Genomic DNA, 13,150 nt, shown 5'->3' on the forward strand with positions numbered 1-13,150 from the left:
CTCAATATTTTTGTCATATTTTTGGAACCAACTTGCCACTTTTTCTTAGCTTATTTGTCTTTTTTGCTCTCTATAGTAGCGTCACTAAAACCGATATATGAGAAAGGATTATGAAAACAAAATTACTGCCATTGGCGCTGTTATGTAGCACAACCACCCTATTAACGGGTTGTTTTGATTCAGATGACAACGAAGTTAAAGCCAAAGTTCCAAATCAAGAAGTGGTGATTGGCACAGCCATCGAGTTGCGTCTGATGGAAACCACAGACCTACATGCCAATGTGCTTAATTTTAACTATTTTACAGATGCGCAAGACAACAAAGTCGGCCTAGTAAAAACCGCAGCCTTAATCCATAAAGCAAGAAACGAAGCGCAAAACTCTGTACTTGTAGACAATGGTGACCTTATCCAAGGTAGCCCCCTAGGTGATTACATTGCGAAAATAAAAAACCTGCAAGACGGTGAAATCCACCCTGTTTATAAAGCGATGAACACCTTGGACTATGACGTTGCCAATATTGGTAATCATGAATTCAATTTCGGTTTAGAGTTTTTACAAGAAGCCATAGATGACGCGAACTTCCCCTATATTTCTGCCAATGTTTTTAAAGACGATGGCGACGATGACGACAGCAATGACGAACCACTGTTCTCTCCATATCTGATTCAAGAAAAAGCATTTGTAGATACTGACGGCAACACCCACACCATCAAAGTCGGTTATATCGGATTTGTACCTCCGCAAATCATGCAGTGGGATAAGGCTAACCTTGAAGGTAAAGTTATTGCCAAAGACATCATCGCCATGGCAAACAAATACGTGCCACAAATGAAGTCAGAAGGCGCAGATATCATCATTGCCATTCCACATTCAGGGATCGATACCTCCGCACAAACTGAAAAACAAGAAAATGCCAGCTACCACCTGTCTAAGGTCGCAGGTATTGATGCCATCATGTTCGGCCATTCTCATACCAATTTTCCAGGTCCACGCTATGAAGGCATGGAAGACAAAGGCATCGACACCAAAAAAGGAACTGTTAATGGTGTTGCCGCCGTTATGCCAGGCTTTTGGGGCAACCACCTAGGTATCATCGACGTTACTCTCACCTATCAAGCCGAAGGCTGGGCAGTAACAGAATCGCAATCGACACTCATGCCGATATATGAACAAGATGCAGACAGAAACATCACTTCTTTGGCTGACAACGATGCCGACATTGAAGCTGCTGTGCATCATGACCACGAAGAAACTCGTACTTGGGTAAATGAACCTTTTGCAAAAATTACCAACCAAGTAAATAGCTTCTTTGCTCTAGTCAACGATGACCCTTCAATCCAAATCGTGACCGATGCACAGACCTGGTACGCGCAAGAGAAAATGCAAGGCACAGAGCATGATGGACTGCCAATCCTTTCGGCAGGCGCACCTTTTAGAGCTGGACGTGGTGGTGCCGACGACTATACCTATATCGCAGCAGGTGATATTGCCTACCGTAACGTGGCAGATCTCTACATCTATCCAAATACCTTAACAATCTTAAAGTTGACAGGTGCAGAGGTGCAAGAGTGGCTGGAAATGTCAGCTGGGCAATTTAACCAAATCGACCCAGAAGCAACGGAAATGCAATCCTTAATCAATGTTGATTTCCCATCTTATAACTACGACGTGATCGACGGAGTAACATACCAAATAGATATCACTCAGCCTGCGCGCTACAACAGTCAAGGCGAAAAAGTATCAGATGGGCAGCGTATCAAAGCACTATCATTTCAAGGAAAGCCCATTTCCGACAAACAGGTGTTTTTAGTCGTCACCAATAACTATCGCGCTTCAGGTGGTGGTAACTTCCCGGGCATCAGCGCTGATAAAATCATCCTCCCATCACCTGATGAGAACCGCCAAGTTGTTGCCAATTATATCACCCACCAAAGCGGTGCTAATGAAGGGAAAGGTTTAGATCCTTCTGCCGATTTGAATTGGTCATTTACTGCCATTGAAAACGCACAAATTCAGTTCACTACGTCAAACAGTGAGCACGCTAAAACATACAGTGAACAATTCAACCATATTCAGCCGCTTGATAAAACCAATGAAGCCGGCTTTGCACTGTATCAATTGAACTTATCTCAACTTAACAACCAATAACACCCAAATACCCATACGGGGTGCACAAAAGAGTGCACCTCACCTCCTTTGCAGCTATTTAGGAAGTTGGCTGTAACAATAAACCAAACCAACGGGAATTGAAAAATGACTGTAAATAAACTGACTTTATCAGTCTTGCTCAGTGCGGGTTTACTTGCCCATTCAACCTTTACAACCGCCGCAGCCTACGACTGGAATAACACAGCGCCAGTTAAAGTACCGAGTGCAGCAAATAATAATGGCAAGACCGTCTATTTTGACGTATCACACGGCGGTGTTGAAGGCAATGCTGACTGGGTCATTGACGGCGCTTTTTCGGACTTTGCAGACGCGCTTGTTCAACAAGGCTATACCGTCAAAGAATACCGCGGTGTTGACCTAAACAATGATGGTCGCATCCGCTTTTATGATGATCGTACTAATGGCGCACAAACAAATGAAGCAATCATTACCTTTGATGCAATCAAAGACGCCGATGTGTTTGTACTGGCGGAAACCAATAGACCATTCACATTGGCTGAGCAAGCTGCGCTTGAGCAATATGTCGCCAGTGGCAAAGGCATATTTTTTGTTGCCGATCACTATGATGCCGATCGCAATTTAAATACTTGGGATGCAACTGAAGTATTCAACGGCTACAACCGCTCAGATCTGAGTAAATATAACATGGGTGGCGCATATGGCGACTGGCGCAACCCCAAATCGGCTCATGCTGGATGGCTAGTTGAAAACTTTGGGATCCGCTTCCGTTTTAATGGTGTTGATTACAAACAAGGTGTGAGTGGTGTAGAACCTAGCACTCAAACTGAAGGGATCACACAAGGTGTTGACCCGATCTTGATGGCAGCTGGTGCAACCCTCGCAATTGTTGACCCACAAAAAGCCAAGGGACTGGTTTACTTCTCAGAGTCAGATACACCAGTCAAATGGCGACATGCCAAAGATGACGGATTATATTTTGGCGGAAAAGCTGAAGGCCCCTACGTTGCTATCGCCAAATCTGGTGCCGGTAAAGCCGCTTTCATCGGTGATTCATCTCCGATAGAAGATGCGACACCAAAATACCGTCGCCAAGACAACGGCAACACTAAAAAAACCTATCCTGGTTGGACAGATCCCGGTCATGCTTCTGTACTCGCTGTTAATATCATAAACTGGCTTGCATCCCCTGAAAGTTATCAATACTTCGATGGTCAAAATGGCCATGCCAGCGGGTTTGCTACACCGACCCCCATGGCATCTCAAGAAATGTCAGATCCCAACAATGGTCAACCGTGGGGCACGCCAGCTAGCGGTTTTAATCCATGGGACACAGATACCTACAAAAACAATTCGTTTAATGCTCCATATGGAGACGGTCAAACAAATCCTGATCCTGACCCGGATCCAAACCCTACACCGGGTAATGCTGTATCTGTCAGCGATGCGTTAGCGGCACAGCAGAATACACCTCTGGTCGTGATCGGTAAGGTTACTGCGGCGGTCAATGGTATTTACGGATTGCAACTAAGCGACCTCAACAATCCCGCAACACACATTTTTGTTAAGCTGGAAAGCAACCAAAGAGCCGACTTTAACCCACAGCTAAACCCTGCAATTTTAAATCAAAATATTATTGTGACAGGAAAGCGCAACAGCTATATGGGTGAACCAGGCATTCGCTATGTCACTGAATTGCAAATAGCGCCGTCATACATGTCAGTTGAACAAGCATTGGCCACTGCACAAGGTGAGTCTATCGAGTTAACTGGTCGAGTAAAGTCTGCTTTAAATAATATTTATGCATTGATTTTAGAAGACATTAATGATCCAAGCTTTACCATCAATATCAAATTAGAAAGCAGCCAGCGCGCGCAGTTTAGTCCTGTGTTGAACCCGGATGTGCTCAATGCAACTTTAGTGATCAAAGGGGTACGTGACAGCTATATGAGTCAGCCCGGGGTACGCCAAGTTTCGAGTATTACTCTGACTTCAGATGACAATAGCACTAACCCAGATCAAGGCAGCGATCTCAGTGTCTCTGATGTGTTAGCAATGAGCAATGGTCAACCTGTGGTTGTATCTGGCACTATCACAGCAGCAATTAATAATAAATATGCACTGGAACTGACAGACTCAAACAATACTGGTAATAAACTTTATATTAAGCTTGAGTCTTCACAGCGCGATACATACAGCCCTTTACTCAATCCTGAATTAATCGGTAAACGCTTGAGAGTCGAAGGCATTAAAAATGACTATATGAGCCACCCAGGTGTGCGCAGTGTGAGCAAGTTAACGCTGTTAAATTAATCATATCGTGACGAGGTTCGGGCAACATTGGCCCGAACCTTTTGTTTTACTGTCTTATTGCTTTAATAGGTGTCGATGAAAAGTTCACATATTGATTCAATACCGCCTGACCATCGCTATTTTGGGTGAAAGTGAGGTAGATATTACTGTCCTCAAAAAAGAAGCTATTTGGCGACATCGCATATAACTCTTGATACCCCCATCCCTGCTGTAGGAAATACAAGTCACCTTGATAATAAGCGACCGTATAGACAGCCCCATTTTGCAGGCGATAATCACCCGCAAACGCGCGAAGTTGTTCATCGGAGAGAGAAACTTCTTTAAAGCTCGGCATATTTATATCTAGCGCTTTTGCTGCCAAGCGCTGGCTAAGAACTGGTGGCGAAATATTGGTGTTGTTTGACAACACAGCAACATAAAGTGCCTCTTCAGGCACATATAGCGCATCAGAAACAAAGCCATTGATCCCGCCATTGTGCGTGATCACTTGGTAATCGCCCAAGGTGGCCACAGCAATGCCATATCCATAATTCGAAATGCGACCATCATTTAATGTTACCGGTGCCAGCATTTGCTGGTAGCTTTGCTCACTGATTAATTGTTCATTTGCAAGCGCATAAAACCAAGTATTTAAGTCAAACACATTGGAAGAAAGCGCACCTGCAGCATGAGGCCAACTCGTGTCAACATGGACGGGAGTAATATAACCATTTGATGTAGCATCATAGCCTGACACGTGATTTTTGATGACTTTGCGTCCAGCATAATGGCTATTTTTCATATCTAGTTTTTGAAAGATATGCTCATCTATAAACTCCGCATAGGACTGTCCGCTGGCCACCTCTATGATCTTGCCTAGCAATAGATAGCCTGTATTTGAATAAGCCATATCATCGCCGGGCTGGAATTTCATCGGGTGCTGAGCAATCCTTGTAAGTATCTCATCCAAGGTTGCTGGAGCTGTTGCTTCTTTTAGCATCAACTCTCTATCCTCGGTGTAATTGGCAATGCCTGACGTATGCGTTAATAAGTGCTCGATAGTGACCACATGCCCGTCAGTAGGAAAGTTGGGCACATATTTATGAATATCATCCGTTACAGACAACTTCCCACGCTCTTGCAAAATCATAATCGCCGCGGCGGTAAACTGCTTGGTGATTGAGCCAATTTTAAAAACACTTTTGGCTTTTAGGGGTACATTCAACTCTAAGTTGGCACGGCCAATGGCTTTTTTAAAAATCACGTCACCGTCTTTACTGATCAAAGCAGCAGCCCCAGGTTCACTGTGGCTAAGTTCACTGCGCAGTACTTTACGATATTCCTTTTGATAAGATTTGGAATCACTAGCCATCGCATCTGCGGTGCCTAGTGACAAAGTTGCCGCTATTACTGTAACAATTAAAGAAGGTTTCATCTCAATTTCCTTGTGGTTTGGTTTACGCCTATTATTCAAGCATCTAGGCTCTCCTTTTGTTGTCGAAAAAGTGTTCTTTGTTGTTACAAAGTATATAAAACTGTCGGGATATTCTTGGCATTAAGCCTGCTTAGTTATTTACACTCGCGATATGCAAAGGACACGCAAACGATGAATGTAAACGACGCAACATACTCACTTTACAACTATTCGAGCACCGCAACGGCAAAAACAGCAAAGCTCGATCAGAACAATGCCACCGACACAGAGCAGGTACTGATAAGCGAAGGCGGCAAAACTGCGGAAACTAAATGGCATTCCATTGCCAATAAATATGATGTGCACAATATCTCAGAGGCAGAAGCAGGCGCTATGTCACGAGATTTATTCGAAGCCGGCTTTATTAATACCACCCAAATGATGATCTTAATGGCCCCCTCATCTATGAACGAGACACCACTAAAAAAACATGACATGCTCAATGATATGAAATATACGTTTCAGATATCAGCTTCATTGGGGGGGCATTCCCGCGCTTCTAAAGAGCATTACCTCAGTGCCATTAATGTGTTGGAACGCCTTAAAGACTCGCAGACACCCATCTAGTTACTTTTTATCACTTTCATAGTAATTGCCCGTCGCCCTTGCCAATGCTTTATATACAAAAGGAATTTCAATATCAGGGTAACGCTCAAATAGTGACTCACGCATGTAAAAGGTAAACTGCTTAGCACTTTCTATTGGCAGCTCACTGGGGCGTTTACCGTGAATTATTTGAATGGCCATTTCGCTGGCTACATGGCCTTGCTCGACTGGCGACGCACTAAACGCTATTTGTCCTCCATCATTAACATAGGAAGAAGAAAACCCAAGTACAGGCACATTGGCGGTGTTTTCCTGTGTCCACTTGATCACTTCTTTAACTGCTACACGATCTTTCCCTTTGCTATTACATGGATCTTTCCCTTCGGCATCTTTGGCTGGGACCAGTGTTTTGTAGCCATTTAATAAAATTAAATCAGATTGCTGATTGGCCAATAACACCGCTTCTTGCCATTGTTTGTAACTACAAACTTTGATGATATCTAGGTTAATTTCTGGCGCCCAAGTATATTGCTTGATCAACTCAATATTTAACTTACTGGTTGTCGAGTTATCGGTAATGAAAACCACGTCTACCGGATTAGAATCGGCGATATTAATGCTATCGGGAAAAAATATTTTTAAGATACTTTCTTTGACAATCGGCAGCGGCCGTCGCTCTAAAATTCCCGTTACATTATCTGCTTGATCAAAACCATACGCCTCAGGTTTGGCGTTTACGCCAGAAAATACGACGTTTATCTTGGGGTGATTTAAATAGTGTTTGGTCACATATTTTTGCGCGTTGTCATCAACTGCGATGATCACATGCGGCTCCCAGCTATCAATCAACTTTTGAGCACGTGTGCCCGCGCGCGATTTAAACCCGCTGCCAGAATGACGCTTGGTATCCATATAATGATATCGTACCGAAAATGCCTCATCTTTTAGGACTTGGGCTATCCCGATATTAACCCTATCAGTCCAAGAGTAACCAATGTGATAACTGTGCAGAACCAGCACTCTGGGTTTGTTTTGTACCGCAATAAGGGTGTAAGCAATAAATCCGAATATAAATAGTAACGGGATCAATCGATTTAAGTGATTAACCATGATGGGCTCCTTGTCTTATAACATGTTTAACCAGCGAAAAAACGGCAGTGTGCAATAGATGGCCACGATGCGAAACAGCACCGACAGCGCGTTAAATTTAAGAAAAGAGGCATGGTTGTAAAGTTTTGCTTTTTTCTGAACGACTCCCTGAAACATCACAAAATACGAGGCTTGATAGGGAAAAAGCCAACACTCTGCAAGCATGAGAATGATAAAGGCCACCACCCAAGGATCAATACCATGTGACTCTGCCAAAGGAATAAAAATAGCCGCAGTGAGCATACCGGCAGCATTTATCGGTAAAAATAATCGCAGCGCAAAAACAATGCCTATTAATATCAGTACAAAAAACTCAAAATCTTGGGCCATAAACACACCAACAAGATTTAGTCGTTCACTGAGTAACACATCAATTTGTGTATAGTTGAGGATATGCACCATGCCAATCATTGAACCAAGCAAAATCAAAAAACGCCAATCAATGTCATTTTTAATTTGCTTGTTGCTGATCATACCCAGAGCTAAAAAGACAAATAATACCGTTAAACTCACCCATGATAGCTGGATTTTATGAAATGAAGCTGTGACCACAGCCAACAGAAAAAACAATACGCCACACAAGGCAAACCACTCTAAACTCGTTATTGGGCCTAGCATAGCCAGTTGATCTTTTATGTCTTGCTTCGATATTTTAGGTTTTTCACTGTGTTTAAACATAAAATGTGAACACACCAAAAATAGTGTCAACATCACCAAGCCCGCTACAGATGCCGCGGTAAACCAATTCATCCATTGAAATTCTTCTCGGCGCTGCACAGGCAGTAAGCTAAACACCAATAAGTTAAGTGATTTACTGGTCATAAATATGGCTGAAAAAATACTCACGCCAGCAAACATAGATAGGCTTAAACGCGTTGCTGCCGCACTGCCATTTTTGAATCCCAGACTTTTACTCATATCGACCAACATGGGTGACAATAGCCCCACTCGGCCATTGGAGCTTGGGATCATGGGCGTCAAGAAAATCCCCAGTAGCAACAAACTAAAATTGTAACTGAAGGTCGAGTTTGGGCAGCGTTGCAAAATCCATAATACAACGCGGTATGTTGCGCCTGATGCGACCAACACCGAGCCCAAACCAAAAATGCTCAAGGCCATAAAAAAACTCCCCGACGCATAGCCTGACAACGCGACCTCGCTGGGCACCACGCCCAAACTTAAGCAAATAATGAGAGTAAACAAACCTGCGGCGTACATAGGAATGAGTTGAAATACCCACATAATTAAAGTCACACTAAATGCGGCGATAAATTGCTTTTGCCGCCAATTAAGCAGTGCATCTCCTCCTTGCTCGCCAAAATACAAGATACAAGCGGGCGTCAGAACAACCAAAAGCCAACCCAGCGCCTTGAACCAGTCTTTATATTGAGTATCAACTTCAGGGACTTCTAGCAGCTCTTGCTGTGCATCCAGCGCCGCAGGCGTGTGCACTTGCTCTAGTAACACTTTGCGAAACATGTCCTTAGAGGCGGTGTGTTCAGGCGCAATTTCATGGGCTTTATCACTTGGAATGGCCAAAAATATCGAGGACTCTAAAACAACGACCTCACTGAGATAGCCATTCACGCCAAGTAGCGCTTCTTTACCTACTACCCCCTCACTCAAGGTTTGGCACTCTCCTGTGGAGCTCGTCAGCTGCACACTACCAGTTAGTAGTACATAATATTGCTCAGCCGACTCCCCTTGTTGAAACAGTTTTTCATCAGGGGCAACTTGATACTTTTGTATATAAGGCAATAATCTCGCGAGCTGCTGTCGGCTCCAATCTTCGAACTCTTCTGTTTGGCTAAGGCGCTCAATATCTCGCTGTAATACAGGTAAATCACGACTGGCCTCCCCATCCGAGTGGACGCCGTCAAGCGCACTGTGTTTATTTGCTAATAATTGTTCATTCATAATATGGTTCCGAGCTTGTCGCTACTTAAATCGAATTGAAATCAACCTAGTTTCAAATAGGTAATAAAAAACAAGGCACAACTTAAAAAGGGCCAATAAAACAGTCTGGGTAATAAGTTATCTTTGTGGTGGATGAAATACATACGCTCTGTACGTGACAACAACACACTATTAATGGTCACTAGCGCTAAGGCTAAATAGGCGAGAAAATAGTAACTCTCGTAATAATTGATCCCCGCATCGTTTAACTCGCCTCTGAGTGTGCTGTGCCACAGCATGGTTGAAAACATCAAAGCTGAGGAACCTGTGATCACCGCCATGGGGTTGAATCCAAACACATCCGCCTGGCTTTGATTTGCCGTGGATAAAATCAATAACAAAAATAAAATGATAAACACCATCATCATCGGCGCAACATGGGTGATTAATGGATTGATAAAAGCGCGCTTGATAGACACATTGAAGTACAGCTCAGCGAGGTTATATCTATCGATGTAATTGCTTATACCAAAGTCCGTTTCATAATGACTTTTGCGCAAACTGAAATAACTATTTGCGATATCCCACCCAGCCAATTTAGCGGCGGTGTTGAGGCCTGGTTTAGCAGAGTGGTAAACCAAGGGGTAAGCATTTAAATCGGGCTCCAAAACAATGTTATTTGCCATGTTTAGGTGCTTTAAGCGCAATGAAACCGTACCACTGTCAAATGGGTAATAACTGTGGTCAATTGCCAATGGCAAGACGACTTTAAAATACCAGCCAAGGGTTTCGGTGTTATGTGTTATGTCCCGATAGTGATGCTCACCGAAGCGATAAAATAACTTGCCATCTACAGCATCGGCAAACACCACGCCCTTTTGCTCATCTTCAATAAGACCGTCAAGATCATACTTTTGCCAAATGTACCCACTGATCACCAGCTCATTGAGGTTTTGGTATTCAATGGAGCGCACCAATATACCTGTTTTCACAAACTGGGCAGGGTGCTGTTTTATTTGATCGCTGTATCTCAGGTATCTCGCCCGCGCTTTTGATACATCTTGCTCATCGGTGAGCTTAAGTGAGTCGCTCTGGTGCTCGTATAAATGAACACTTGCCTCTTTGGCGATCAGTGCAAGGCCCACCATAAAACTCATGGAAATCGCCCCGACAAACAGCCAACTAGATGGCAACCAACTCGGTGTTGTAATGCGATGTCTAGTCTTAAAATACAGACCTATAATGCAGTTGATCACAAATAGTGTTGAAACCAATACCAAGTTAACGTACATGCGATGCAATTCTTTGGCGTTATATCCCAGTTCATTGGTCATAAACACCACATGCAATTGCCAGTTGGTGTGGGCAATGAGTTTAGAGAACACTTTTGCTTTACCACTTTGCAATTGAAATGTTTTTGCTTGTGCCTCTCGCTGCAACAACCGCTCTGTAAAACAAGCCCCACCGCGCAGATAACAGGCTAAAATCACATCTTTTTTACTGGCATACTGGCTCACACCGCCATTAGTTAGCACCACTTCTTGTTTAGCCAGTTGTTCATTCGGGTGATAAATCAGATTGCCTTGCTCAGACACCACAAAACCATATCCAGTTTTCCAAAAGTGCCGCGCACGCATAATGGATTTAAGCTCGGTCAGGGAGTAGTTGAGAGAGATCACACCCGCAATTTGAGAGCGACTCGCATCGGTAAAAAATGGGATAGAGTAGCCGATAATGTATGCACCACTGGTGCTGCTGAATTTAGGCTCTTGCCAAATTGCACGCCCTTGCTCTACGGCTTTGGTATACCACTGAGTTTTTTTACTGCCTATTTGCGTGTAATCATAGTTTTTGGGTTTAATTTGAATTTGGTTGTTAGACTGAAATGCATACCAAGACTTCAATTCATATTGATCACTGGCAATTGCATCCGGTGTATTGAGTATATGCTTGTCCAGCGATACGCCAACAGCAAAAATCTGTCCTTCTTGGCGGTGTTTGTTGCTCTGCAATGTCTGAGTCAATATGCGTTTAACTTTTGTATCTAACGCTAAACTCATATGCTGCTGGCTGAAATTCTCTTCACTTAGCTGAGATTTTATGGTGTCGCCAACCTCGATAAGGTATGCAATTTGTCGCTCAATATGCTTAGCTGCATAGAGGGTCTCTTCGTACGCCAACGTGTTTTTTTGTTCAAACACCTGGGTTTTATTTTGGAAGTACTGAGGGACCAAATAAATAAGCAAGAGCAGTAACAACAGTCCAACATAGCGATTGCATCGGATCAAATAATCAAGCATACACTGTTACACCTGCTTAATAGCCAAAGTGATAATTTAAACCCAGTGACACAATGGCGAGATCTGCCCCTTGCTCAGTGCCATCGCTCAGGATATTAGACTTGGCTGGTGTAACGGTGGGACTAACTCCGGCATTAAAACCATAGCGGCCATGAGCCTCATTATTGATTGCAGAGTAAATAAGCGACGTGCTTAACTGCTTGGAGAAACGATATATAACCCCGATGCTCACACCTTTTGCGCCATCGTTGCCTGCGTCGCTTTCTCCCGCTCGCCACAATTGCGCTTTATAGGTGAAATGATCGTGTTGCCATTGCGCATTGAATAAAAAAGCATCTCGGGAATAGCTAGAGGCAAGGCGAGAATCCGTGATGGATTCATACATCCAGCTAAATTTGCCCTTTTGCAGTCGATATTGCAGCGCAACTTTTTTGCCAGACAACTCAATATCAGCGAAGCGCTGCCGCTCATAGCCCGTAACAAACGTAAAAGCACCTTTGTTTTGGCGCAGTGCGAATGACACATTGTCTCGCTCACCGACTTCAACATCTTCAGTTGCCAGCTGATTTTCTGAGTAACTAGCTGATATGGATAAATCTTTGAGCAGGGCTCTATCATAGACAACCACTTGCTTGGCCCGTACGTTGAAAAGCTTCGATGCTTTTTCGCCGCTGGCCGCACCAATGACTTGATTGTAATCTGCCACAGTGCCAGAAAATATATCGAGCTTTCCTGTCATCGATTTATAAGCAGTATCAATTTTACCAATTCGGAACCGCCCAGCATCACGGTGCTTTAGCCCCACATAGGTATTACGCAAAGACCAAAATTCACTGTCTTCATCACCTGAGGCCTTAATGCCAAATTCAATTTTATACAGCCCTTGCCATTGCTCATCGACCGTTTGTTTGCCTTTTACACCTAACCTAGAACCATGCGTCGCAATAAACTGTCGGCGGGTATCCTCAGCCGTACTTTGTTCTCCCAAATCGGCTGTATTAAAGGACAAACGAGCACGGCCATATACCTGAGGGGCATGGTCATTTTTAGCCTGAAGTGACGAAGTCGTCGCATGAGTCAGTGAAGGCACCAAAAAACATCCAGATGCACAGAGTGGAAATAGAGAGCTTAATTTCATTTTGATACTCAGATTGGTTGCTATAAACACATCCAGTATCTGTATGTTGAGCGCACAATAATTGGGGCTCTGAAGGTTAAATAGCGCGAATATTACGATTCACTCATTAATGCTAAAAGCCAAGTACAACGCCCAAATACACACTTTTCACAAAAAAGAGGCCCATTCATCACCCCTTTTTTCTGCGCCCAACGTTATACATATAAACACACATTCCTCAGAAACA

At 43.6% G+C, this 13,150-nt stretch carries 8 protein-coding genes; 3 read left to right on the forward strand and 5 right to left on the reverse strand.

Going from position 1 to position 13,150, the window contains the following annotated elements; translation table 11 throughout:
- Positions 1–110 precede the first annotated feature (110 nt).
- Entirely contained in the window at positions 111–2,150 is a 2,040-nt protein-coding gene (locus tag MHN81_RS01335; RefSeq protein WP_239424841.1) for a bifunctional 2',3'-cyclic-nucleotide 2'-phosphodiesterase/3'-nucleotidase, read from the forward strand.
- A gap of 105 nt (positions 2,151–2,255) precedes the next feature.
- Positions 2,256–4,442: a DUF6359 domain-containing protein gene (locus MHN81_RS01340; RefSeq protein ID WP_023399664.1), complete on the forward strand. Its 2,187-nt coding sequence runs from the start codon at positions 2,256–2,258 to the stop codon at positions 4,440–4,442.
- 46 nt (positions 4,443–4,488) lie between these two features.
- Here the strand turns inward: MHN81_RS01340 and MHN81_RS01345 are convergent, their stop codons facing one another.
- Positions 4,489–5,856 carry a serine hydrolase domain-containing protein gene (locus MHN81_RS01345; protein ID WP_239424842.1) on the reverse strand — a complete coding sequence of 456 codons (1,368 nt, stop codon included), beginning with the start codon at positions 5,854–5,856 and terminating at the stop codon, positions 4,489–4,491.
- 171 nt (positions 5,857–6,027) lie between these two features.
- On the opposite strand from MHN81_RS01345, the gene MHN81_RS01350 reads away from it, so the two are divergent.
- Positions 6,028–6,462 carry a hypothetical protein gene (locus tag MHN81_RS01350; protein ID WP_239424843.1) on the forward strand — a complete coding sequence of 145 codons (435 nt, stop codon included), beginning with the start codon at positions 6,028–6,030 and terminating at the stop codon, positions 6,460–6,462.
- Here MHN81_RS01350 and MHN81_RS01355 read toward each other — a convergent pair whose 3' ends face one another.
- From MHN81_RS01355 to MHN81_RS01370, 4 genes are read right to left on the reverse strand one after another with little or no spacing between them, the layout of a single operon-like run.
- A complete protein-coding gene (locus MHN81_RS01355) occupies positions 6,463–7,551 on the reverse strand; it encodes an ABC transporter substrate binding protein (protein WP_023399661.1) in 1,089 nt (362 codons plus the stop codon).
- 15 nt (positions 7,552–7,566) lie between these two features.
- On the reverse strand, positions 7,567–9,507 hold the full coding sequence (locus MHN81_RS01360; RefSeq protein WP_239424844.1) for an SLC13 family permease: 1,941 nt from the start codon (positions 9,505–9,507) through the stop codon (positions 7,567–7,569).
- Positions 9,508–9,548: 41 nt separating this feature from the next.
- Positions 9,549–11,786 (reverse strand): hypothetical protein, encoded by a 2,238-nt coding sequence (locus tag MHN81_RS01365; RefSeq protein ID WP_239424845.1) that lies wholly within the window; start codon positions 11,784–11,786, stop codon positions 9,549–9,551.
- A gap of 16 nt (positions 11,787–11,802) precedes the next feature.
- The gene (locus tag MHN81_RS01370; protein ID WP_239424846.1) at positions 11,803–12,924 is read right to left on the reverse strand and encodes a porin; all 1,122 of its coding nucleotides are present in this window, start codon (positions 12,922–12,924) and stop codon (positions 11,803–11,805) included.
- Positions 12,925–13,150 lie beyond the last annotated feature (226 nt).

It is taken from the genome of Pseudoalteromonas sp. Of7M-16, assembly GCF_022347805.1.
In the GTDB taxonomy this organism is placed as follows: domain Bacteria; phylum Pseudomonadota; class Gammaproteobacteria; order Enterobacterales; family Alteromonadaceae; genus Pseudoalteromonas; species Pseudoalteromonas luteoviolacea_F.

Excerpts from the sequence above, each read along its gene's own strand:
- MHN81_RS01335 (WP_239424841.1), top strand. The coding sequence starts at position 111 with ATGAAAACAAAATTACTGCCATTGGCGCTGTTATGTAGCACAACCACC.
- MHN81_RS01340 (WP_023399664.1), top strand. The coding sequence starts at position 2,256 with ATGACTGTAAATAAACTGACTTTATCAGTCTTGCTCAGTGCGGGTTTA.
- MHN81_RS01345 (WP_239424842.1), bottom strand. The coding sequence starts at position 5,856 with ATGAAACCTTCTTTAATTGTTACAGTAATAGCGGCAACTTTGTCACTA.
- MHN81_RS01350 (WP_239424843.1), top strand. The coding sequence starts at position 6,028 with ATGAATGTAAACGACGCAACATACTCACTTTACAACTATTCGAGCACC.
- MHN81_RS01355 (WP_023399661.1), bottom strand. The coding sequence starts at position 7,551 with ATGGTTAATCACTTAAATCGATTGATCCCGTTACTATTTATATTCGGA.
- MHN81_RS01360 (WP_239424844.1), bottom strand. The coding sequence starts at position 9,507 with ATGAATGAACAATTATTAGCAAATAAACACAGTGCGCTTGACGGCGTC.
- MHN81_RS01365 (WP_239424845.1), bottom strand. The coding sequence starts at position 11,786 with ATGCTTGATTATTTGATCCGATGCAATCGCTATGTTGGACTGTTGTTA.
- MHN81_RS01370 (WP_239424846.1), bottom strand. The coding sequence starts at position 12,924 with ATGAAATTAAGCTCTCTATTTCCACTCTGTGCATCTGGATGTTTTTTG.